The organism is Acetobacterium wieringae, assembly GCF_001766835.1.
GTDB lineage: Bacteria > Bacillota > Clostridia > Eubacteriales > Eubacteriaceae > Acetobacterium > Acetobacterium wieringae.
The window spans coordinates 57,401-82,095 of sequence record NZ_LKEU01000035.1; the positions used below are offsets into that span (position 1 = coordinate 57,401).

At 43.8% G+C, this 24,695-nt stretch carries 18 protein-coding genes and 1 tRNA gene; 16 read left to right on the forward strand and 3 right to left on the reverse strand.

Annotation, left to right across the window (positions count from 1 at the left end; genetic code table 11):
• Positions 1-91: 91 nt before the first annotated feature.
• Positions 92-3,520 (forward strand): pyruvate carboxylase, encoded by a 3,429-nt coding sequence (locus tag ACWI_RS12720; protein WP_070371815.1) that lies wholly within the window; start codon positions 92-94, stop codon positions 3,518-3,520.
• Between the two features lie 82 nt (positions 3,521-3,602).
• Here the strand turns inward: ACWI_RS12720 and ACWI_RS12725 are convergent, their stop codons facing one another.
• Positions 3,603-5,840: an Ig-like domain-containing protein gene (locus ACWI_RS12725; protein ID WP_175440951.1), complete on the reverse strand. Its 2,238-nt coding sequence runs from the start codon at positions 5,838-5,840 to the stop codon at positions 3,603-3,605.
• A 507-nt stretch (positions 5,841-6,347) separates the two neighbouring features.
• On the opposite strand from ACWI_RS12725, the gene ACWI_RS12730 reads away from it, so the two are divergent.
• From ACWI_RS12730 to ACWI_RS12765, 8 genes are all read left to right on the forward strand, one after another.
• Positions 6,348-6,650: an STAS domain-containing protein gene (locus ACWI_RS12730; protein ID WP_070371936.1), complete on the forward strand. Its 303-nt coding sequence runs from the start codon at positions 6,348-6,350 to the stop codon at positions 6,648-6,650.
• Positions 6,651-6,660: 10 nt separating this feature from the next.
• Positions 6,661-8,382: a GH3 auxin-responsive promoter family protein gene (locus ACWI_RS12735; RefSeq protein WP_070371817.1), complete on the forward strand. Its 1,722-nt coding sequence runs from the start codon at positions 6,661-6,663 to the stop codon at positions 8,380-8,382.
• Positions 8,379-10,055 carry a GH3 auxin-responsive promoter family protein gene (locus ACWI_RS12740; RefSeq protein ID WP_070371818.1) on the forward strand — a complete coding sequence of 559 codons (1,677 nt, stop codon included), beginning with the start codon at positions 8,379-8,381 and terminating at the stop codon, positions 10,053-10,055. The genes ACWI_RS12735 and ACWI_RS12740 overlap by 4 nt, the downstream gene beginning before the upstream one ends.
• 3 nt (positions 10,056-10,058) lie before the next feature.
• Entirely contained in the window at positions 10,059-11,798 is a 1,740-nt protein-coding gene (locus ACWI_RS12745) for an ABC transporter ATP-binding protein (protein WP_070371819.1), read from the forward strand.
• Positions 11,795-13,567, forward strand: a complete 1,773-nt coding sequence (locus ACWI_RS12750) for an ABC transporter ATP-binding protein (RefSeq protein ID WP_070371820.1) — start codon at positions 11,795-11,797, stop codon at positions 13,565-13,567. Before ACWI_RS12745 ends, ACWI_RS12750 begins: the two co-directional genes overlap by 4 nt.
• Before the next feature lie 213 nt (positions 13,568-13,780).
• Positions 13,781-14,704, forward strand: coding sequence for an ATP-grasp domain-containing protein (locus ACWI_RS12755; RefSeq protein ID WP_070371821.1), 924 nt, complete (start codon positions 13,781-13,783; stop codon positions 14,702-14,704).
• A complete protein-coding gene (locus ACWI_RS12760; RefSeq protein WP_070371822.1) occupies positions 14,698-15,615 on the forward strand; it encodes an ATP-grasp domain-containing protein in 918 nt (305 codons plus the stop codon). The genes ACWI_RS12755 and ACWI_RS12760 overlap by 7 nt, the downstream gene beginning before the upstream one ends.
• Positions 15,616-15,692: 77 nt before the next feature.
• The gene (locus tag ACWI_RS12765; RefSeq protein ID WP_070371823.1) at positions 15,693-16,169 is read left to right on the forward strand and encodes a DNA-deoxyinosine glycosylase; all 477 of its coding nucleotides are present in this window, start codon (positions 15,693-15,695) and stop codon (positions 16,167-16,169) included.
• 18 nt (positions 16,170-16,187) lie between these two features.
• Here the strand turns inward: ACWI_RS12765 and ACWI_RS12770 are convergent, their stop codons facing one another.
• Both ACWI_RS12770 and ACWI_RS12775 read right to left on the reverse strand, forming a co-directional pair.
• A complete protein-coding gene (locus tag ACWI_RS12770) occupies positions 16,188-17,342 on the reverse strand; it encodes a GGDEF domain-containing protein (RefSeq protein WP_084633678.1) in 1,155 nt (384 codons plus the stop codon).
• Between the two features lie 207 nt (positions 17,343-17,549).
• Positions 17,550-17,625, reverse strand: a tRNA-Ala gene (locus tag ACWI_RS12775).
• Positions 17,626-18,025: 400 nt separating this feature from the next.
• On the opposite strand from ACWI_RS12775, the gene ACWI_RS12780 reads away from it, so the two are divergent.
• The 7 genes from ACWI_RS12780 to ACWI_RS12810 all read left to right on the forward strand — a co-directional run bounded on the left by ACWI_RS12780 (position 18,026) and on the right by ACWI_RS12810 (position 24,673).
• Positions 18,026-19,279, forward strand: a complete 1,254-nt coding sequence (locus ACWI_RS12780; RefSeq protein ID WP_070371825.1) for a sensor histidine kinase — start codon at positions 18,026-18,028, stop codon at positions 19,277-19,279.
• 2 nt (positions 19,280-19,281) lie between these two features.
• Positions 19,282-20,400 carry a response regulator transcription factor gene (locus ACWI_RS12785; protein WP_070371826.1) on the forward strand — a complete coding sequence of 373 codons (1,119 nt, stop codon included), beginning with the start codon at positions 19,282-19,284 and terminating at the stop codon, positions 20,398-20,400.
• A gap of 294 nt (positions 20,401-20,694) precedes the next feature.
• Positions 20,695-20,970 (forward strand): ethanolamine utilization microcompartment protein EutM, encoded by a 276-nt coding sequence (gene eutM, locus ACWI_RS12790; RefSeq protein ID WP_070371827.1) that lies wholly within the window; start codon positions 20,695-20,697, stop codon positions 20,968-20,970.
• Between the two features lie 28 nt (positions 20,971-20,998).
• Complete coding sequence (gene pduB / locus ACWI_RS12795) at positions 20,999-21,784, forward strand: propanediol utilization microcompartment protein PduB (RefSeq protein WP_070371828.1); 786 nt, start codon at positions 20,999-21,001, stop codon at positions 21,782-21,784.
• Positions 21,785-21,828: 44 nt separating this feature from the next.
• The gene (locus ACWI_RS12800; RefSeq protein WP_070371937.1) at positions 21,829-23,490 is read left to right on the forward strand and encodes a propanediol/glycerol family dehydratase large subunit; all 1,662 of its coding nucleotides are present in this window, start codon (positions 21,829-21,831) and stop codon (positions 23,488-23,490) included.
• 16 nt (positions 23,491-23,506) lie between these two features.
• Positions 23,507-24,154, forward strand: a complete 648-nt coding sequence (locus ACWI_RS12805; protein WP_070371829.1) for a propanediol/glycerol family dehydratase medium subunit — start codon at positions 23,507-23,509, stop codon at positions 24,152-24,154.
• A gap of 15 nt (positions 24,155-24,169) precedes the next feature.
• A complete protein-coding gene (locus ACWI_RS12810) occupies positions 24,170-24,673 on the forward strand; it encodes a diol dehydratase small subunit (protein WP_070371830.1) in 504 nt (167 codons plus the stop codon).
• Positions 24,674-24,695 lie beyond the last annotated feature (22 nt).

The following is a 24,695-nucleotide window of genomic DNA, read 5'->3' on the forward strand; positions in this document are numbered from 1 at the left end:
TTCTGTACAATTTTATATAATAGCTACAATTAATTTTTTGCAAATGAGAATTAGGATGCATAAAAATGCATGCAGGAAAGTAGAAGGAAAGATGAAGAAGTTTAATAAAGTACTAATCGCCAATCGCGGAGAAATTGCCATCCGGATTATTCGGGCCTGTCAGGAACTGGGCATTCATACCGTAGCCATCTATGCGCAGGAAGATAAGCTGTCTCTTTTTAGAACCAAGGCTGATGAGTCCTACCTGATCACTGGCACCAGTGGTCCAGTGGAAGCCTATTTGGATATGGATAAGATCATTACCCTGGCCAAGAAAAAAGAAGTCGATGCCATTCATCCTGGTTATGGTTTTCTTTCGGAGAATCCACTTTTTGCAAAACGCTGTGAAGAAGAAGGAATTGTCTTTATCGGACCAACCCATGAAATGATGGAAAAAATGGGTGATAAGATTCAATCGAAGATTGTTGCCAAAAGTGTCAATGTGCCAACCATTCCTGGAGTTGAAAAACCAATTACCTCGGATTCGGAAGCCCTGGAGTTTGCAAAGAAAGCCGGCTATCCTATTATTCTAAAAGCAGCTGCAGGTGGCGGCGGTCGGGGAATGCGAATTGTCCGGGAAGAAAAAGACCTCTTAAAAGAGTTCCATTCGGCTACCAGTGAAGCAACCAAGGCTTTTGGTGATGGCACCATTTTTGTGGAAAAATATCTGGAAGAACCCAAACATATTGAAGTACAGATCCTTGGCGATCACCACGGCAATGTAGTTCATCTTTTTGAGCGGGATTGTTCAATCCAGCGTCGCCACCAGAAGATCGTTGAATTTACACCCTCATTAAGCATCAATGACGAGCAGCGTCAGGCCATCTGCAAGGATGCCCTGAAACTGGCCAAGGAAGTCAATTATCGGAATGCCGGAACGATTGAGTTTCTGGTTGATAAGAAGGGCGATCACTATTTCATTGAAATGAACCCCCGAATTCAGGTGGAACATACCGTCACCGAACTGGTTACTGGCATCGATCTGGTTCAGTCGCAGATTTTAATTGCCCAGGGTTTACCACTGGATTCGGCCGAAATTGGCATTCCCAGTCAGGATGCGATTGAAACCCGGGGCGCAGCAATCCAATGCCGGATTACCACAGAAGACCCGAAAAATCACTTTATGCCAGATACCGGACGATTGGATGTCTACCGTACCGGCAGTGGCTTTGGGATTCGTCTTGATGGCGGTAATGGTTTTACCGGTGCTGAAATCACCCCCTATTATGATAGCCTGCTGGTAAAAAGCACTGCATTTTCCAGAAACTTTGAAGATGCCCGTCGTAAAGCGGTACGGGGACTCAAGGAGATGAAAATTGAAGGGGTTCAGACCAATAAGGATTTTCTGATCAATGTGCTTCAGCATCCCACCTTTATCGGCGGAAAATGTGATACCAAGTTTATTGATGATCATCCGGAACTGTTTGAAATTGAAGATCAGAAGAGTGAAGCGTCCAACGTCCTCAAATATTTCGGAAATATCATCGTCAATGAAACCTTCGGTAACAAGCCGGATTATGATGAACCCTATATCCCCACAATTCCCGTGGATACCGAATTCCGGGGCAGTAAACAAATACTCGATGAACAGGGTCCAGCTGGCCTGGTGCAATGGATCAAGGATCAGGAAAAACTGTTGCTGGTTGATACCACCTTTAGAGATGCACATCAATCCATCGCTGCGACCCGGGTACGTAGCCGGGATATGATCAAGATTGCACGGGAAACGGCGGCCCTGGTACCCGATCTTTTTGCTCTGGAAATGTGGGGCGGCGCAACCTTTGATGTGGCGTATCGTTTCTTAAAAGAATCACCATGGCGACGGTTGGATGAACTGCGCAAGCGGGTACCCAATATTTTGTTCCAGATGCTTCTTCGTGGCGCCAATGCTGTGGGCTATAAAAACTATCCGGATAACGTCATTCGGGCCTTTGTTCAGGAAGCGGCCAAAAGTGGTATCGATATTTTCCGGATATTCGACTCCCTCAACTGGATGGACGGAATGAAGATTTCGATTGATGAGGTCTTAAAAACCGATAAGATTGCTGAGGTCAGCATCTGTTATACCGGCGATATTCTCGATACTTCCCGAACCAAATATAATCTTGACTACTACCTGAGAATGGCCCGGGAAATTGAAAAAACGGGGGCTCATATTCTGGCGATTAAGGATATGTCAGGTTTATTAAAACCAGGCGCCGCTTATAAACTGATTGAAGCGTTAAAACAGGAAGTCAGTATGCCAATCCATCTGCACACCCACGATACCACCGGTAACGGAGTAGCCACGGTGCTCTTTGGACAAATGGCCGGCGCTGATATTGCCGATGCAGCTTTGAATGGAGTCAGTGGTTTAACCTCGCAGCCGGCGCTTAACTCGATTGTGGCCGCACTCAAAAATACCCCTCGGGATACCGGCTTAAATGAGGACGAACTCCAGATTTTATCGGATTACTGGGGTACGACCCGTCAGGTTTACAGTAAGTTTGAATCGGAGCTGAAATCCGGCTCCACTGAGATCTATAAACTGGAAATTCCGGGGGGGCAATATTCCAATCTCCGGGCTCAGGTGGAAAGCTTTGGTTTAGGGCATAAATTTAGAGAAGTTAAAGAAAAATATATGGAAGCGAACCTGATGCTGGGGGATATTGTTAAAGTAACCCCTTCATCAAAAACCGTTGGAGACTTGGCTATTTTTATGGTTCAGAATGATCTGACTGTCGATAATATTAAAACCAAGGGCAAGGAGTTATCCTATCCGGATTCAGTGGTCGATTTTTATAAGGGCATGATTGGTCAGCCGGAGGGTGGATTTGATCCGGAACTGCAAAAAATTGTCTTGAAGGGCATTGAACCGATTACCGTGCGTCCTGGAGCATTATTACCGGATGAAGATTTTGATAAAATCAAACGGGAGTTTAAAGAAGAATTCGGTTGCGAGCTGGATGACCGGGAAGTGTTAAGTGTAGCCCTATATCCTAAAGTCATGAAAGAATATGTTGAATTTATTCAGGAATACGGCGACTTTATGCGAATGGAAAGTCATGCCTTCTTCTATGGACTAAAAGTGGGTGAGGTTATCGACGTTGAAGTGTCCAAGGGCAAACGCTTCATCATTAAGCTGGTCAGTATTGGTGTACCCAATGATGAGGGAATGTGTCCGGTGATGTTTGAAGTGGATGGTTTCCGTCGGGAAATCTACGTTGAAGACAAGCGCAGTCTGTCAGCGAAACAGAAGGTTACGATGCTGAAGGCCGATCCCAAAAACTCGAAACAGATTGGTTCAGGGATTCCTGGAACGGTTTTAAAAGTACTGGTCAACGAAGGGGAAGTGGTTAAACAAAACCAGGCCCTGGTTGTTGTTGAAGCGATGAAAATGGAAACCGAAATGGTCGCCAGCGAAGACGGCAAAGTCAAGCGAATTTACGTTTCTGAAGGGCAAAGTGTCCAATCCGGCGAATTGATTGTAGAAATGGAATAAGTATTAATCACAGGCGTAATAACAAAAAAAGAAGTGACCACCATTAAGTTGGCGGATCACTTCTTTTTAGTTTGTCAGAGTGTTAAACGATGGTGAGAGAAACCGGGAGACTGACGGCCGTTACCGGCAGGCAACCTGCTTTTGTATTGGTAATTTCCACATAGTAGTAGGTGGTACCCGCTGGACCGGAAGTATCGACAGCAAAGGTTTTATCAGTGGCGCCATCAATCGGCTTGCCATCGGCATTGATGGCATCGGTGCTTTCAAACCACTGGTAGCTGAGTTCGCCGCCGTCAGTGACCTGGGCATCCACTGTGAAAGAAGCAGTGGTAACATCGGACTTGGGAGTGCCAAGGGCAGCTTGGGCAGTCCGGGTTGCCTGGGCTAGACTGGTTGCTAAAGCGACACCGCTGAGCTGTGAAATGCTGGTTGGCTGTTCATTGATGGTTGGCATTTCAGATAAATCCGCAGCAGCTGGAGCAGTGGGACTGGTTTCGTCAACGGCTACCGGAGCAGCAGCGTCCGGCAAAACCGCCGGATCAGCGCTGGTAACCACAATACCGGCCAAGACCGTTACCGGTTCAGCATTTTCTGAAGAGATGACACAGGTATAATAGACCGTACCGGGGGTACTTGATACCGGCGGGTCATAAATTGGACCAGTGATTTCTGGCAGCGGTATTTCTGAATCGCCAAAGCGGTAAGACCATTGATAAGTTAAGGTCTTGGCTTCAGTAACACTGGCCTCGACAAAGATTGGCGCAGGATCTTCGTTTAAGTAGACCCGTTGGGACGACAGCTCAGAACTGGCAGTAATCAGAGGTTGAGCAGAAACGGTGAGGGCTATGGAAGCCTCAACGTTATTCAGGTTGACATAACCAGCTGGCATTACCAGCGTTCCCGTATAGAGGGTTTCGCCAACCTTTTTAGTATCAACGGTGTTTGGCGTCCAGGTGACAGAACAGGGGAATACTTCACTGCCGTAGCCCTGAACAATGACCACCACTGGCAGGTTATAGCTGCTGTCATAAGCAATGGTCTCAGCAATCGCGTTGTTGGTGGCATTGATGGTATTAATCATGGTGACCGCAGCGATATTGGTTTTAACGGTGATTTTACAGGTATCGGTTTTATTGCCGTCCTGAGTTCGGGCAGTAATCGTGGCTTCGCCATTGGCTACAGGTGTGACCACCCCATTGGTAACCGTCGCAACATTATTATTGGAGGATTCCCAGATGATCGTTTGATTTGTTGCATTGGCCGGGAAGATAACGGTATTTAGTTTTAAGGTATTGCCCATAATCACATCGGCTTCCACCGGGGTGACCTGAATCGCTTCCACGGGGATATTAATGGGTGGGCTGGGGGGAGTCGGTGATGGTGGCACGACAGGATTAGCCGGGTTCAGGGGCGGTGCATCATATTTTGAGTTGATGATCGTTCCCGAACTACTGGAATCGGAATACCAGGTGCTGCTGCCACCGCTAGCTGAAATCGTATCGGCGGTACGGTTCGTGTTGGTTGATACCGTCAGTCCGCCATTGGCATCGGTAACCACCGGCTTGGTGGTTATATACACGACATCCGGGGTGATGGTACCAGTGATATTCAGAACATCGTTGGTGGTGGCACTGGTGATACTGCCTTCGCCGGTAATTTCCACCCGGGTTTCGGTGGCCAGGGATGTAATTACGGCATTATTACCAAGGATGATACCGGTTCCTTCACCGGTTGCTGTTAACAGTACGGTTCCCACATTGGCATTAAGAGTCAGAGACACCTTCGATTCGGCGACAATTTTTTCAATAACGGCATTGCTTACCAAGGTGGAACCGCTGGCATTGGTGCCGAAACCAATCAATTTGGTCGGGGTATTCAGAAGGATATCGCTGATGCCCCGGGATTGGATGTTTTCAATGGTACCATTTTCCTGGGTGGTAATCGACGTTCGACTGGCGGCTTTGTCGACATTCAGCGTTTTTACCCTGCTTTGGTTATCAACGATGATCGTGGCGGCAGCTCGGGCGGTGAGATTTTCAACCGTTGCTGCACCGAGAAGGACAATTTTTACCCCCTGTTTTTCGAGGATGATATTCTGGTAGGAACCGCCATCCAGATAAACGGTGCCGCTGCCTTTGACTAACAATTCTCCCTGAACGGCTGAGTTCGTCAATCGGATATCGCCATCGATGACCGAGTCAACAACGGTCAGATTGCCGGTAAAACTGGCATTTTCAATGTTGACACCAGAAACCTTGATCTCCCCATTCTGATAGGTGGCTGTTTCGGTGTAGGTCCCCGCCACAGTATAGCTTTTCATTTCGCTTCCTTCTTGGCTGCAGCCGCGAACAAACAAAATGGCGGTCAGGAGGATAAGTAGGATAATAATAATAGAGATAATAGAGTTCTTTTTCATGACATTCCTTCCCTTTGTTTATTTTATATTTAAATTGAAATCACAGGTTCTCAGATTTATTCTAAGTGTAATGATTTTAGCACAAAATATTATTTTTGTAAATAGAATGTAACGAAGATGTAAAATAAAAATCGATATGTAAACAAAAATAAAAATCCCTTGGCGAAAATGATGACGTCATTATAAAATGTTGGTAATATGGCCAATCGTCATATTGATTAGCTGTTTATCAGGGATACTTTTGACGATCCAGTAGCTGTGAATAGTGATACAAGATTACATTTTGTATGCTTTTGTAATTGCACACTGCAAATTATTGTGGTATGATCAATTAAAATTCAAAACAAGAAATCTTTATACCATTTAAAAATGCGCAATTATATTATTAATTCAGAAAGAAAGGGTAATAAAATGAAAATTGAAGTAAAACAAGAAGGCGAATTATTTGTAGTAGAACTGGAAGGTCGAATGGACACCAATACCTCTCCGGAGTTTCAAAAAGAGATGGAAGCCTACTACAGCAAAGAAGGATTTCAAATGATCCTGGATTTTGATCATCTGGATTTTGTCAGTAGTGCCGGGTTAAGAGTATTGCTGTTGATCCAGAAAAAATCCAAGGCCCTTAATGGTAGTCTGGTGATTAAAAATGTTAAACCGGAAATTCAGGAAGTATTTGATATGACCGGTTTTTCAGATATTTTAACCATCGAATAAGGGTGAAAAAATGACAGCAGATAAAATTTCGGAAGGAATTCCGAATGACAGCTTTGATGCTTGTTGGGATGAGCGTATTCCTGAGCATTTAAAGGGAATGTCCAATGAACACTTAATCAAAAGTTTTTATATGATGGAAAAAACTCCTGAGGTAACACAATTGCGTGTGCTTCAGGATATTTTAAAATCTGCCCAAAATACTGAGTTTGGAAAAAAAATGGGTTTTTCGGAGATTAAAACAATTGATGATTTCAGAAACAGGGTGCCATTTTCGGACTATGCTCAGGTCGAAGGTGAAATCGAACGGCTTAAAGCAGGGGCACACGATGTTTTTTTTGACGGAGCAGCTGCCAGCTTTATTGCTACCAGTGGTTCCACCGGTATTCCAAAGCTATTGCCGGAAAGTAAAAACGGTGAACTGGTCAAGGGCCTGGTCTCACAGATTCGGGCCATCATACTATTAATGCTGGCTCCGGAAGTGATGGTTCCGGGAAAAAAGGTGCTGGCCATTGCCAACCCTTCGGAATATGGAAAAACTGAAGGCGGCATTCCAATAGGCTCAGCCTCAGGTCAGGCGGCCAAGGATATGCCGGTTGAGATGTTAAAAAAAATGGTGTTACCGCCAGAAATGATGCTGGCGAAAGACCTGAGCAACGAGGCGACCGATTATCTAACGATTCGCTATGCTTTAGCAGAAAAGCATTTGGTTGGGGTCGTCTGCAGTAATATTGCTCACTTTAACATCTTGCTTAAAAAAATGAATGCCACTGCCGCTGACTTATTGGAAGATATCAGCACAGGTCAGATCTCTGAAAAAATCAGCATTGACCAGGCGCTGCGGGAAAAACTGGTTGCACATTTACAGCCAAACCCGGAGCGGGCGGAGGAGTTAAGAACGATTCTTGCGCAAAAAAAGACCCTTGATGTGGCGGAAATCTGGCCGGAATTTTCAGTCGTCTCCTGTTGGATGTCGTCCAGTGCAGCAAAAATTGTTGCCGATGTGAAAAAAATTTTACCCCCGACTGTCAAGTTTTTGGAGTGGGGCTATGGTGCCAGCGAAGGCAAGTTCAACATCCCTGACCGGCCTCAGGATGCGGCCGGATTACTGGCGCTTTTTGGTTATTTTTTTGAATTCTTGCCAGTGGGGTCAACAGATGGGAAAACGCGGTTGGCCCATGAATTGATAGAAGGTGATTATTACGAACTGATTATCACCTCTTATTCCGGGCTGTACCGTTACAACATGAAAGATATTGTCTGCGTCACGGAGATCAATGATCAGATCCCAAGGATTGTTTTTGTCTGTAAGGAGTCCGAATATCTGGCCATTGAAAACCAGAAAATGAGGATTTATGAAATCGAAAGAACCCTCCAGACGGTTGCTGCGAAGCAAAATGAAGAAATTCGTTTTTATCAGATTTTTTGGGATCAGGACAATAAAAAACTGGTCTTTATTCTGGAGCCTTATTCGAATACGCTTAACAGTGAGGTGTTCAAACAGGTATTGGAAAACCATTTGTTTGAGATGAATTTTTGTTATAAACAGTTAAGAGAAGCGTACCAACTGTTGGCAGCGGAGGTGATCCTTGTCAAAGATGGTTATCGGGACTCTTTGTTTACCCGATCGATTATGCCGGGTAAGAATGTCAATCAGACCAAGCTTCCGACTTTTGTAAAAAAATACCCGGAAAGTGACTGGATCACTTGCTGGGCAAAGGAAGGCGAAAAATGATAAAATTAATACCTAAACTGGTCTATTCTCTTAATATCAAAAAGGGCTATAAAAAAATCGAGAATTTTGATCATTTAACCCAAAATGCCCCCGAAATTAATAAACAGCTGATGCTTGATATGCTCAAAAAAAATGCCGATACTGAGTATGGCAAACGCTACCACTTTGATCAGATAAATACCATCGAAGACTATAAAAAAATGGTACCATTTTCCATTTACGATGATTATGCCCCCTATATCGAGCGGATGATTGCTGGCGAAACGGATCTGCTGACCACCGATAAGATCGTACACTATGCCCTGACCTCAGGCAGTGTAGATAATCCCAAGAAGATTCCGGTTTCGGAGCAAACCGTTGATCTGTACCGGGAATATGCCACCCAGTTCAGCTTTGCCATCATTGCCCGGGCTCTGGGGAAAAAGTGGCAACGGGGTCGTGGTCTGAATTTGATGGAAGTCAAATTTGAAACCCTGCCCAATGGTTTATTTGCCGGATCCATTTCGGGCCGGGGGGTTTACAGCATAAAAGATCTGCTGTTTCTGATGTTTACCTCGCCCAAAGAAATTGTCTTTCCCCGGGAAATTATGGATACCAAATATGCCCATCTCCGCTTTGCCCTGGAAGAACGGTCGTTATCGTATATTGCTTCAGCTTTTATGACAGCGGTATCGGATTTAATGAAATATCTGGAAATAAACTGGGAACTACTTGTTGATGATATTGAAAAAGGCACGATTCATCCCGATATAAAGATTCCGGATGATATTAAAGCCGAACTGCAAAAGCAGATTAAGCCCAACCCCAAACGGGCGGCTGAACTGCGAAGTGAATTTGAAAAAGGCTTTGAGACCCCAATTATTCCCCGCATCTGGCCGGAGCTGGCCTTTGTGCATGCCATCGGCAGTGGCGGATTTTCAGTCTATACCGATAAAATGCGTCATTATCTGGGAGATATTCCTATTTATTTTAGCGTCTATGCGGCCTCTGAGTCGATCATGGCGATCTGCAACGAAATGGAATCTCAGGAATTTGTGTTGATTCCGGACTCGGCCTTTTATGAATTTATTCCCGTCGATCAGGAAGAAGGCGAAGAAACCCTGACCATGGAGCAACTGGAAACCGGCAAGGATTATGAAATTGTTCTGACAAATACCTCGGGCTTTTATCGCTATCGGATCAAAGATGTGGTTCGGGTGGTGGGCTGGTATAAAAAATGTCCCAAGATCCAATTTGTCTACCGGCTTAACCAGATGGTCAGCATTGCCGGGGAAAAGACGACCGAAGAATGCATTTCCTGGGCGGTTAAAGAATTTGCCAAAGCCACCGACTGTGAACTGGTGGATTATTCGGTTTATGCCGATGTGGCGGTGTCGCCGGGACGCTATGTGATCTTTATTGAAGCAGAAAAACGCTTAGCCAGGGAAAAGTACCAGGAATATCGCCAAATTATGGAAGAGAAGCTGGGCACGGCCAACCCTTCGATTGGTTCCAAGGTAAAAAGTGGGGTCTTAAGTCCTTCAGAGATTTCCTTTGTTCAGGAAGAAACCTATGCCCTCTATCGTGATCTGATGATCATGCGGGGGATCTCCGGGAATCAGTTAAAACCGGTTCGGGTGATTGATACCCTGGTCAAAGAGAACTTCTTCTTTGCTTTAGTGGATAAGGAGTAGCCGATGGTCAGTTTATTGATTCGGTATTTAAAAGATTATCGACTCCAGATGATTCTGGTTTTTGTATTTGTCCTCAGCCAGGCGGCGGCCCAATTGTATTTACCCACGATGATGGGGGATATTATCGAAAATGGTGTGGCCCAGGGGGATGTTGCCTATATTTTAAAAAGCGGCGCGATGATGCTGGCGGTTTCGCTGGTAGCGGCGGTTTGTATGGTGGCATCCAGCTACTACTCGGCCTATGTCACCGCTTCCTTTACCAGTCGGATCCGAGCCGATGTTTTTGACAAGGTCAAGAGTTTTTCTCAGACGGATTTTAATCGCTTTGGGGCTGCCACCCTACTAACCCGTTCGACCACTGATGCCACCCAGATGCAGATTGTGGTCATCAACGGTTTACGATCATTACTGCTGGTTCCGATCACCGGGGTTGGCGCTCTGGTGATGGCTTTTCGGGAGAATGTCACCCTGACCCTACTGCTTCTGGGATCGTTTTTGATTACGACGATCATCATCGGCTTGACCACTGCCCGCAGCATGCCCTTATTTAAGCTGATGCAGCAAAAAGTCGATCGGCTGAACCTGCTGATGAAAGAAAAACTGACCGGGGTTCGGGCGATCCGGGCCTTTAACCGCCAGGATTATGAAACAGAGAAATTTGGCCAGGCTAATCAGGAGGGGATGACTGCTGCCGTAAAAGCCAACTATGCAGTGGCTTTCTTTGCGCCGCTGATGCAGCTGATGATGAACCTGACGATGGTGATTATTTTGTGGCTGGGGGCTCAGGAAGTACAGCAGCAAATTGTCAGTCTCGGCGGATTGATGGTTTTTATTCAATATGTCTTAATGTTTATGTCAGCCCTGGGTCTGGTGTCGGCATTACTGATGGCCTATCCTCAGGCCGCTGTTTCAGCCACCCGGGTTAAAGAGGTGTTGGACTTTGACTTCTCAATTCAGGACCGGGAAGAACCAGTTGCATTAAAAAACGTTACCGGACGGATCGAATTTAAAGATGTCAGCTTTGGATATAGCGGTGCCGAGATCAATGTCTTGGAACGCTTGAATTTTATCGCCGAGCCGGGAAAAATAACTGCGATTGTCGGGGCCACCGGTTCCGGAAAAACCACCCTGGTCAATCTGATTATGCGACTTTATGAGGTTAGCACCGGGTCGATTGTGATTGATGGCGTTGATATTCGGGATTGCAGTCAGCATGATTTAAGAAGTATCATTGCCTATGCCCCACAGGAATCAGTGTTATTTAGTGGCACGGTGCACGAAAACATCCGGGTTGGCAAGGCTGACGCCAGTGAGGCGGAGGTCACTGAAGCCTTATCGATTGCCCAGGCCCTCGACTTTGTCAATGAACGGGAAGGCGGCCTAAACAGTACGATTTCCCAGGGGGGCAAAGATCTTTCCGGCGGCCAGCGGCAGCGGCTTTCGATTGCCCGGGCGGCGGTTAAAAAAGCTCCAATTACGGTTTTTGACGACTGTTTTTCGGCCCTGGATTTTAAAACCGATTCGCTGGTGCGCAAAGCCATTGGTGAGAAATTCGGCGATAAAACAGTGCTAATCGTCGCTCAGCGGATCAGTACCATTAAACATGCCGATCGCATTCTGGTGCTCGACAATGGTGCCATTGTTGGTCAGGGTAAACATGAGGAACTACTCCGTGACTGCCGGGTTTATCAGGAAATTCTGAAATCCCAATCCTATAGCGATGGGAAGGAGGAATCACTGTGAAAGCAAAAAGAAGAAAATACAGTTTTGGTGCCCTTGGCAAGCGACTGAGTCATTATTTAAACGATAAGCGGCATGTCATCTTTTTTGTGGCCGTTGCTTTGATTGCCAGCACTATTTTTGCGATCTTCGCTCCGGTGGTGACCAAAGATGTGACCGATAGTATTGCCGATAGTATTACTAAAAATTCGGATATTGATTTTTCCTATATCGGTCAGCAATTGCTGATTCTGGCAGCGCTTTACATCCTAAGTGCCGGGTTCGCCTATTATGCGACGATGCGCACCACCTATCTGTCGCAATTGGCAATCAAACGCCTGCGATCAGATATTCAGGAAAAACTCAATAAACTGACCCTGAATGTATTGGATCAGAGCGAACGGGGGGATCTGCTTTCTCGAGTCACCAATGATGCCACCACCCTTTCGGGGGCGCTGGAAAGTAATCTGACCCAGATTCTGGTTCAGGCGACCAGCATCATCGGGATAATTGTGATGATGCTGATACTCAATGTGCAGCTGAGTCTGATCTTTTTTGTGGCGATTCCATTGTCTTATTTTGTGATGAAATTGATCACTAAAAAAACTCAGGTGCTGTTTCGGCGGCAGCAAAAAGAACTGGGGGCCTTAAACGGACTGATTGAAGAGGTCTATGATGGTCATTTAATTGTCAAATCGTTTAACCACGAGGCAAAATCGTCAGAAAAATTTGATGCGATCAATCAGCGCTTCTTTAAGTCCTACCTGAGTTCCCGGTTTTATTCAGGCCTTAGCTCACCGCTGATGAAGCTGATCAATAACTTGGCCTATATCGGTATCTGTGTGGTTGGGGGGATTTTTGTTATTACTGGTACCATGACCATTGGGACGATTCAGGCCTTCCTGATCTATGCCAATAATATTGCCAGCCCCACGGCCCTGATTTCCAATAACCTGAACTTTATTCAGGCCGGGGCGGCAGCGGCTGAACGAATTTTTGAGTTTCTTGATCAGGAAGAAGAACAGCCAGATCTGGGCACAGAGGTACTGGATGTGACCACGGCATCCGGCCGGATTGAGTTTAACCATGTCGAGTTTGGCTATATTCCTGAACGAACCCTGTTTCATGATGTGTCGTTGACCGCCGAGCCGGGCGAAATTCTGGCGGTGGTGGGTCCCAGCGGGGCCGGAAAGACGACCCTGGTCAATCTGTTGATGCGTTTTTATGAAATTAATCAGGGCAGCATCTTACTGGAAGGAAAAAACGTTAAAAATCTGACCCGACCTAATTTAAGATCTGCTTTTGGGATGGTGCTCCAGGATACCTGGCTGTTCGATGGAACAATCGAAGAAAACATTGCTTATGGAAAAAGCGGGGCAACCCGGGACGATGTGATCGCGGCAGCAAAAAAAGCGCAGTGTGATGAATTTATCAGAAAATTGCCGCTGGGCTATGAGACCCGGATCGGTGGCGATTTTACCACCTTGTCTGAAGGGGAATGCCAGCTTCTAGCCATTGCCCGGACAATTATTGCCGATCCCAAGGTGCTGATACTGGATGAGGCGACCTCGTCGGTGGATACCCGAACCGAAATCCTGATCACCCAGGCCATGGAAGCGATGATGAAGGGACGAACCACCTTTATTATTGCCCACCGACTCTTTACCATTAAAAATGCCGATAAGATTATTTTTATGAAAGAAGGCGATATTAAGGAGGTCGGCAGCCATGCCGAGTTGATGAAGCTGGGTGGTTTATACGCTCATTTGTATTTAAGTGCATCAGATAATTAAAAGCTCAGATAAATAAATAGGTAATTGCGAAAGTACTGTGAGCTCTGTGCACAGTTTCGCACGAAACAATTTCTACACTGTACGGCGGACAGTTCGATGAACTGTTCGCCTACACGTTACAAAATTGTTTGTGGAAACTGTACACTGAGCAACCATCACTCGATGTTTTATAATTTAGCAAATACCTAAGACAAAAAAATCAAGGAGGTAAAAATGAAAGGTTGGTTATTAAGAAATCCCGGTAAATTGGAAGATCCTTCAATTGTGAAAATTATGAAGGTGGTGGAAGAACTCCATGTCGATCTGACGGTGGTTGATCCGCTTACGATCCATGTGGTCTGTGACCATGACTTTGATGGAAAACTCTATGTCGGGGACGAAATCATGGAGGTGCCGGATTATGTGGTGGCAGCCTTCTTTACGGAAAAAAACTATCATACCGCAGCAGCATTGCGAATGCTGGAATCACTGGGGGTACTGTGCATCAATTCGTATGACGCCATCAAAAATGTCGACGACAAGCTGCTGACCTTTCAGTTGGTCGCCGAGTCGATTGAAGCGGTCTGCTTCCCTAAAACCCTATTGGTCACAGAGTATACCGAAGCGTCCTTTGTCAGCAAACTGTTTGACTATCCCGTGGTGATGAAGGTGATGCATGGCAGTAAGGGCAAAGGGGTGGTGCTGGTTAACAATGAAAAAGAACTGGATAACCTGATTAGTATGAGTACCGCCAGTGAAATTGGTGATCAGATTATTATTCAGGAGTGTATTAAAGCCTCCTCGGGTCGGGATCTTAGAATGATTCTGGCCAACGGAAAGTTTGTTAAATCATTTATCCGCCAGAATGAAAAAAGCTTTCGATCGAATCTGGCCAAGGGCGGTCATATCGTCGAATACACCCCACCGGCCGCAGTGATTGAGGCCGCCGAGAAGGTGGCCCAGCTGCTTAAAATCAATATGGGCAGTGTCGATTTTCTCTTTGGCGAAAATGATACCTTCTATTTATGTGAAGCCAATGCGATGCCGGGAGTGGCTTTTGACATTAAGGTGATGTTTGCTGATTTAATGAAGCAGGTCAAGGATCGCCCGGAACCGCTGTGGAAAAAACGTCTGCGGGAAGGTGGCAAAACATGTTAGGCTGGTTATTAGTTAATCACGAAACCCTGGCTGAACCGTCAATCCAGACAATTATTGCGCTGATTGACAAGATGGGTGTCAATATTCGTACGGTTGACGTCAGTGAGGTTCAGGTGATGTGTGAACCGGGTGCAAGCCAGCATTGTTTTATTGGTGGTGAAGCAGTGGATATTCCGGACTTTTCCTTGTCAGCTTTCTTTGGAGGAAATAATTACCACAGCAAGGCGGTGGTTAAAATGTTGGAATCCCTGGATGTACTGTGTGTCAATAGCTCCGAAAGTCTGAATAACACGGCTGATAAGCTGCTGACCTTTCAAAAACTGGGGGCCGCCAATCAGGGCTTCTTATTCCCCAAAACGGTGCTGATGACCCCCAAAACATCACCGTCTTTTATTGCCAGCGAACTGGGACTGCCCTGTGTGGTCAAGGTGATGCATGGCAGTAAGGGGAAAGGGGTGGTACTGATTAAAACCGAAAAAGAACTGGAGAATATTCTGGATCTTTACGCCGCCATGAATTTTGATGATCACATCCTGATTCAGGAGTGTATCGCCGCTTCAAAGGGCCGGGACATGCGGATTATGCTAAGTGGTGGAAAATTCTCCACCGCTTACATTCGGGATAATGGCGACAATTTTAAATCCAATCTGTCCCAGGGTGGCGATCTGCAGTTTATTACGCCACCGGCAGCGGTGGTGGAAATTGCCGAGCAGGCAGCCGCAGTGCTGGATATTTACTTTGGCAGCATTGATTTTCTGTTTGGCGAAAACGACACGTATTACATCTGTGAAGCCAACTCGATGACCGGGCTGACCTATTCCAAGGATGCCCTTAGCAACAGCCAGAGTAATCCGCTGCTGCTGACCCTGAAGAATATTATGGCGGAAGCCCAGAAGCGAAAAATGAAATAGAATCATTGATGAACAGTCGATATCTTGCGGGATAGTCGGCTGTTTTTTCTTAAAAAAATTGCTGGAGGATAGAAAAAATGATCCATACCTTTGAACCAGTTTATAATAAGAACTCAAAAAGTTTGATCCTGGGAACCTTCCCGTCAGCAAAATCACGGGAACACGGTTTTTACTACCAGCACCCTCAAAACCGGTTCTGGAAGGTTATGAGTGCCCTGGTTGGCTGGCCGATCCCGGGCACGATTGAAGAACAAAAAAGGATGTTACTGGAAAATCAGATTGCACTATGGGATGTAATCTATTCCTGTGATATTGATGGCTCAAGCGACAGCTCAATCAGAAATGTGGTGCCAAATGATATCCGGGCATTATTGGACCAGTCCGCCATCAAAACGATTTATGCCAACGGCGGCAAGGCTTATGAATTGTATAACCGGTATTGTTATCGGGAAACCGGCGAAAAGATCATCAAGTTGCCTTCTACCAGCCCTGCCAATGCCAGTTATTCCCTGGAAAAACTGGTAGCGTGTTGGGGTGAACGGATAAACTTGTAGTGTTGGTTTGGTGGTAATTTATTCTTGATACAGTTTGATCTGGTTACGACCGTTTTCTTTAGCCTGATATAGAGCTTGATCAGCCTTCAAGATAAAATCTTCTAGAACAGTGGTTTCATTGCTGTGGTTTTCCCGACGGGTTTCAGTGACAACATAACCGATGCTTACAGTAACAACCCCAAAGGGAGAGGCTTCATGCCTGATTTGCAGGTCTTGAATTGATTGGCGGATCGCTTCGACCAGCGGTGTTATGCACTCAAGATCAGCCAGTATAATGATGGTAACAAATTCTTCACCGCCATAACGGGTGGTCAGCCCCTCGAATGGATAGTGCGACAGACACTGGGCGACCTGTATCAGGCATTGATCTCCCTGTAGATGGCCATAGGTGTCATTATAGTTTTTAAAATAATCAATATCGACCATCAGCAGGGCAAACGAGGTGTGGGGATGATCTGAATAGTAACTTTCCAGCTTCCGGCGGTTGGGAATTCGGGTCAGACCATCCAGGTTGATGAGATATTCCAGTTCTTTTTTCTGATCCAGGATGGTCTGAGTACTGGCGAGCTGTGTCAGTTTTGAAGTTAGGATTGTCTGGGCAATGACAACGGCAAAAGCGGTGCTGGCAATCACATTGACAAAGTTTCCCTGAACCAACAGGATAGAACCAGGGGTAAACAAAATGGATAGTACCAGAACCAGGAAACTGGGTGCGATGATACAAATCATTTCCGGCAAGGAGAGGTATAAAAAGCTGCCAATCAGTAAAATATTAATCAGATAGAGAAAGGTGGAGCCTTGTTCGACTGATAAAACGGCGGTGATTAAACTGGCAAAGAGCAGACAGAGTCCGGTGGCGCCATAAAAAAAGATGAACTGTCTTTTCTTTATGGCCTCAGGAGAATGGGGGCTTCCAACGCCGATGATATAAATAATACTGGCCAGAATCCAGCAGATTCGCAAAGTCGCCTCGATGGTTGTTAACCCGCTAAAACCACGGTCTAAATAATAGAGCACTAACAATAATAAATTGACAGATGAACCGATGATCCCAATAATTTTTAAGCGCTTGACATTATCGCACATCAAGGTTTTCCTTAATCGTGTGGATTGTGTTTTTTCATAAGCAGCATAAGGATTGAGTGTCTGAATTACCGAATGCAGTGTTTTCATAGGGCTCCTTTATTTCAATGACAATTTTTAAGCTTATTTTAACAGATATCATCGATGAAGAGAAAAGAAATCTCTGTGAGGAGAGATTATTTTAAGTTTTGGAAGGGCAAAATTCTAATGGTATGGTGATACGAGTGTTCAATTTCATCTTCCACCCGCAGGCATAAAAAAAGAGAACCATAAACGGCTCTCTAATGCAATTCTTATTGGTGGAGATGAGGGGACTCGAACCCCTGGCCTTCTGACTGCCAGTCAGACGCGCTCCCAGCTGCGCCACACCCCCAAAACTTTATAACTTTTGGACACTTGTATAGTATACTGGAGTTGACACCGAAATGCAAGTGTTTTTTAAAAGAATATGATAAAATCTCACTTATATTTTATCTGTGGATAAAGTTGGTGGAAAAGTACTGGTTATAAGATGTTAGTCGAAGTAAAATTAAGTTTTTGATTACAACCGATAAAATTCGGAGTGGTTGAAATGGCTGGGGTCAAGAAAATATCTGATTTACCTAAAACAACAATAAATAATAAAATACGAAGCAAGATAATGCTGATACAAAGCAAAATATTCTAAAACAGTAAAAAAAATGCCAAAAATTTCCTGTATGTGTTATAATATTACTCAGTGGAAATCGATGTAAAATGAAAATTATGGGATTATTGTCTAAAGGGGTTGTTTTATGAGAGTCTTACTTAAGATTACTGACATTATTGACGTAGAGGTGCTACAAAGAATTCAGGATTCTTTTTCAGATGCCACCGGACTCGCCGCTGTAACAGTTGATTACAAGGGTAATCCGATTACGGAATACAGTAATTTTTCAGAATACTGTACCTGTGTCAGAAAAGAAAGTAGTAACCGGGAGTGCTGTTTTCAGTCGGATGCCCATGGCGGTATTGAATCGGCACGATCGGGAAAACCATCGATTTACATTTGTCATGGTGGACTGGTAGATCTTGCCGTACCCATCATGGTAAAGGGAAATTATCTGGGTGCAATTATGGCCGGCCAGGTAAAAATTGATGAAGAAGAAATGAAGCGTCTGCCTTTTGGTACCAGCCATGAATTAACTGATTTTTCAAAAAACCCTGAAATTTTAGATTTGTATGACAAAACCTTAAAAACGACATTAACTCAGGTAAGAGCAGCGGCAGATCTGCTGTACACCATTGCCAATTATTTGGTTGAGAAACAGATGATTCACATTATCCAGGAGGAATTGCATAATAAAAACCTGGAATTAATGGAAGAGGTTAAATTACGCAGTGAGGTTGAAGCTTCCCTAAAAGAAGCCGATTTAAAAGCCTTACAGGCACAAATTAATCCGCATTTTCTGTTTAATGTTTTAAATACCATTGGTCGTCTGGCCCTGCTGGAAGGTGCAGATAAAACTCAGGAAATGATTTATGCGTTTTCCGATATGATGCGATACACTCTAAAAAAGGAAAAAAATAATGTCGTCACGCTTAAAGAAGAGATGGAGCATGTGCAAAACTATCTGTCAATTCAGAAAATGCGTCTGGGTAATCGTCTGAATTACTTAGTGAAAGTGGATGAAATGGCGGAAGATATCTTATGTCCGTTTATGACTGTTCAACCATTTGTAGAAAATGCCATTATTCATGCGATTGAACCCAATGCCAAGGGTGGCGAAGTTCGAATAACAGCGGATATCCTTAAAGAAATCGCCATTTTAAAGATTGTGGATGATGGTAAAGGGATTCCGGATGATCGCATCCATAAAATTTTGGACGGAACCTATGAAGCGGATGGACGGGAAAAGAACACCGGAATCGGGATTAATAATGCAAATAAACGACTGATGTATTACTATGGCGTTGATTATGGGGTTGAAATAAAAAGTGAACTGGAAAAGGGCACTGAAATCACTATTAAGATACCTCGTAAATCTCTAACGGGGAGGGGATTATAATCATGTATAAACTGTTTATTGTTGAGGACGAGCATTTAGAAATTGAAGCGATTAAACTCATTCTTAGTCAACACGGCGAAAATATTGAAGTTATTGGCGAAGCATCTTCAGGATTGGTGGCAATTGAAGAAATCCGTCGTTTAAATCCGGATATTATCCTGTTGGATATTAACATTCCGGAAATTAATGGTATTGATGTATTAAAAACGATAAAAAAGGAAGACCATGAAAAGAAGGTCATTTTGATAACGGCATTTAATGAATTTGATTTTGCGCATCAGGCCATCAAGGCTCGGGTCGATGATTTTCTGTTAAAGCCGATTCGCCCCCAACAACTGATGGATTCCATAAATCAGAGCATTGCTTCATTAAAGAATAACGCCAAAGAACGTTTTGATGAAAAAATGAATGAAGTTATTTTTGCTATTATCCAGAAAAAATACAGTGATGCCAGAACAGCCCTGATCAGTTATCTGGACATGATTTATGATTACCATACCTATGATATTATGTCGGTACAGGCAGAAATCAAACATTTTATGGAGGAACTTAATATTGTGACCCAGGATATGTGCGGTTACGAGCTGAATAGTCCTCTTTGTTCAAGCAATAATATGCAATTTGTCAATGGGTATAAAAATCGTTATGATCTGAAAATCGAAATCATGAAAACTATTGACAAGGTTTTTGATCGGATGCTTGATAATAAAGAAACCCGTAAAAACAATATCGAAGATATTCTTAACTATATTGACCGGAACTGTTACAAGGATATTTCCCTTGATCAGGTTGGGGAGTATGCCAATATGAGTTCCTACTATTTAAGTAAGATCTTTAAAAAGGAAACTGGGGTTAATTTTGTAACCTATTTAACAGAACGTAAAATTGAAATCGCAAAGGATATGCTGGCAAATACCGATGTTCCAATTATCAATATAGCACTGGATCTTTCTTACCACGAACCGAATTATTTTAGCAAGGTATTTAAAAAGAGCACCGGGATGACTCCCACCGAGTATCGGAAAGAGCGACGTGGAACGGCGCTTGAGGAAGATGAACAGTTAGGGAATAACCATCCCAAAGATGAAAAATTCGCCGAAAAACATCGGGAAGTATCCTGATAAAAAAAGCAACAGAATAAGTAAAAAATATTGAACAGGAAAACCTGAGGGTGAACCTGTTCTTTTTATGTCAAAAAAACAGAACGGATTACATTAAAGTGCAGGTGTTTGACAAAATATTCCACTGTATTTTTATGAACAGATACAAAAAACAGCGACAGTAAAAGGTTTTCAAGATGTATCGCAGAAATCCAGAATATTTTTATAAGAACAGCACAAGTAATTATCATCGACTTTGCATTAGAATATAGGTAGTTCAGTAACAAAATCTTGTAATTAAGGAGGATAGAGCTTATGACAAACGAAGCTTTAGGCATGATCGAAACCAAAGGTCTGGTGGCAGTAATTGAAGCTGCTGATGCAATGGTTAAATCAGCTAACGTATCATTAGTAGGCTACGAAAAAATCGGTTCTGGGTTAGTAACTGTTATGGTTCGTGGTGATGTTGGAGCTGTTAAAGCTGCAGTTGATGCAGGTGCTGCGGCAGCTGACAAAGTTGGACAAGTTGTTTCAGTACACGTAATCCCAAGACCACACGGTGATGTGGAGAAAATTTTACCAAGTCTATAATATTTTATAATTACGGAGGTGTAAATTAATGAAAGATGATTTAATGAACAAATTGATGGAAGAAGTTATGAAGAAAATGAGTGAAGTTGAAGAAACAGGCACAGTTGCCGCTGCAACCGGTGTTTGCGGATTAACTGAGTTTGTTGGTACTGCAGTAGGAAACACAATTGGTTTTGTTATTGCAAACGTGGACAGAACTTTACATGAAGCAATGAAAATTGATCCTAAATACAGATCAATCGGTATTCTTTCCGCCAGAACTGGTGCTGGTCCTCAGATCTTCGCTGCTGACGAAGCTGTAAAAGCGACTAATTGCGAAGTTGTTTCTTGTGAATTGGCAAGAGACACTGAAGGTGGTGCAGGTCATGGTTCTTTAATTATCTTTGGTGCAGAAGATGTATCTGATGCAAAACGTGCTGTTGAAGTTGCTCTTAACGACTTAAACAGAACCTTCGGAGATGTATATGCAAATGCTGCCGGACATCTGGAATTCCAGTATACAGCCCGTGCAAGCTTCGCTTGTAATATGACTTTAGGTGCTCCAATCGGAAAAGCCTTCGCAATTATTGTTGGTGCTCCAGCTGGTATCGGCGTATTAATGTCAGATGCTGCTTTAAAAGCTGCTAACGTAGAACTTTGTGGTTATGCTTCACCTGATAATGGCGGTACTAAATTCTCGAATGAATCAATGATCTTCATTTCTGGAGACGCTGGCGCAGTTCGTCAAGCCGTATATGCTGCTAGAGAAGTTGGTAAACAAGCTTTAGAAGCTCTTGGCGGTCCTTGCCCACCTGTAACAACTCCTTATATTTAAGTAGCTGTTGTTAGTTTTCTAAGAAAGAAGGAGGAATAATGACTATGAAGTCAAAAAGATTTGAAGCTTTAGCAGCTCGTCCAGTCAAAAAGGATGGTTTCGTTAAAGAATGGCCAGAAGTCGGTCTAATTGCAATGAACAGCCCTCAAGATCCAACACCAAGTCTGGTTGTTGAAAATGGGGTAGTTGTTGAACTGGATGGAAAAAAACGAGCTGATTTTGATATGCTTGATACATTCATCGCTAACTATGCAATTCGTTTAGAAAAAGCCCAGGAATATATGGCAATGGATTCTTTAAAAATTGCCAATATGCTTGTTGATATTAATGTACCAAGAGACGTTGTTGTTGATATTACAACATCAATCACTCCTGCAAAAATTGTAGAAGTACTTGGTCATATGACAGTGTTAGAAATGATGATGGCTCAAAGTAAAATGCGAGCTCGTTTAATGCCTTCTAACCAATGCCACGTTACTAACGTAAAAGATAACATGGTTCAAATCGCTGCTGATGCTGCAGAAGCTGCTATCCGTGGATTTGACGAAATGGAAACAACAGTAGGCATCGGTCGTTATGCGCCATTTAATGCGCTTGCCATCATGGTTGGTGCAAATGTTGGTCGTCCTGGTATCTTAACACAATGTGCTGTTGAAGAAGCGACCGAACTTGACCTCGGTATGAAAGGTTACACTGCTTACGCTGAAACGATTTCTGTATATGGTACAGAACCAGTTTTCATGGACGGTGATGATACACCATATTCTAAAGCTTTCTTGGCATCAAGCTACGCTTCCCGTGGTTTGAAAATGCGTTTTACATCTGGTTCCGGATCAGAAGTACAAATGGGTTATGCAGAAGGCAAATCTATGCTTTATCTTGAAGCGCGATGCTTATACATCACTAAGGGTGCCGGCGTACAAGGAAGCCAGAATGGTTCAGTTTCTTGTATCGGTGTTCCAGCTGGTGTACCAGGCGGTATCCGAGAAGTATTGGCTGAAAACTTATTGGCAGCATGCCTCGATTTAGAGTGTGCTTCTTCTAATGACCAGACCTTTACTCACTCTGACTTACGACGAGTTGCTCGTTCATTAATGCAAATGGTACCAGGAACTGACTACATCTGTTCTGGTTACTCTGCTACACCTAACTATGATAATATGTTTGCAGGCTCTAACTGGGATGCAGATGATTATGATGATTGGAATGTCATCCAACGTGACTTAAAAATCGATGCCGGTTTACAACCTGTTGATGAAGATACAGTTGTTGCTGCACGTGCTAAAGGCGCTCGCGCAATGCAGATCCTATTCAGAGAATTAGGCTTGACCGAAATCACTGATGCTGAAGTTGAAGCTGCAACTTATGCTCGTGGATCTCAAGACATGCCGGACCGTGATGTTGTAGCTGACTTAAAAGCTGTTGAAGATTTAATGAATCGCGGTGCAACTGCGGTTGACTTCATTAAAGCTCTAGACCGAGGTGGCATGAGAGATGTCGCTGAATCGATCTTTAACATCCAGTTACAGAAATGTGCTGGTGACTACTTACACACTGCTTCTAAATTAAGCTCTACATGGGAATGTATTTCAGCAGTAAACTATCCAAATACCTATCATGGAGTAAAAACTGGTTATGTAATCAGTGATGAAAGATGGGCACAAATCCAAGATATTCCATGGGCTGTTGACCCAGCAAGCATATAGGAAGGGGTGTAATAAAATGGCTATAAACGAACAAATGTTAAAAAGCATTATTGAAGATGTTTTAAAAGAAATGACAGGCGCTGCGCCAGCTTCCGCACCAGCTGCATCTGCTGCCGGCGCTGTGAAACTTTCTCCAGTCGGAGAAGCAAAACAGGGAATGGCAAGTGATGAAGTAGTGATTGGTTTGGCTCCTGCTTTTGCAGATTCTCAAACCGTAACCATCACCGGAATTCCGCATGATAAAGTTCTTAAAGAAATCATCGCTGGTATTGAAGAAGAAGGTTTAAAAGCCCGAATTATTAAAGTTTACCGAAGTTCTGACGTTGCTGTTTGCGGCCACACGGCTGCTAAACTGTCTGGATCTGGAATCGGCATTGGCTTACAGTCAAAAGGCACTTCCTTGATTCACCAAAAAGATTTACCACAGTTAAGTAACTTGGAATTATTTTCTCAAGCACCATTGATCGACTTGGAAACATATCGAATGATTGGGAAAAATGCTGCAAAATATGCCAAAGGCGAAAGCCCGGCACCTGTTCCAGTAAGAAACGACCAGATGGCTCGTCCAGCTTACCAGGCAAAAGCAGCCTTATTACATATCAAAGAAACTGAACATGTTGAAGCCGGTAAAAAAGCCGTCGAACAACAAGTTTCGTTTGTATAAGTGGAGGTGACCAGAATGACACAAGAACAAATGTTGGAACAAATCGTTAAACAAGTTATGAGTTCTATGAGTGCTGCTGCAGCTCCATCACCAGCAGCTTGCGGAACTGTTTCGAAAGCTGATTATCCAATCGGAGATAAAAGACCAGAACTGATCTTATCTGCTACGGGAAAAGCTTATAAAGAATTAACATTAGATAAATTATTAGCTGGCGAGTTGACACCAGAAGATTTACGAATCAGACCAGAAACGCTTGAACTGCAAGCGCAGGTTGCTGAATCTGTAAATCGTGATGCATTTGCCAGAAATTTAAGAAGAGCAGCTGAACTGATTGCTGTTCCAGATGCCCGTTTATTAGAAATCTACAATGCCCTTCGTCCATATAAATCAACTAAAGAAGAATTAATGGCGATTGCTGCAGAACTTAAAAATCAATACAATGCTCCTATCTCTGCATCTTTAGTTGCTGAAGCAGCAGAAGTTTACTATGCAAGAAAGCGATCTAAAGAATTTATCTAAGCAAGTATTTTAGGAAGTGTTG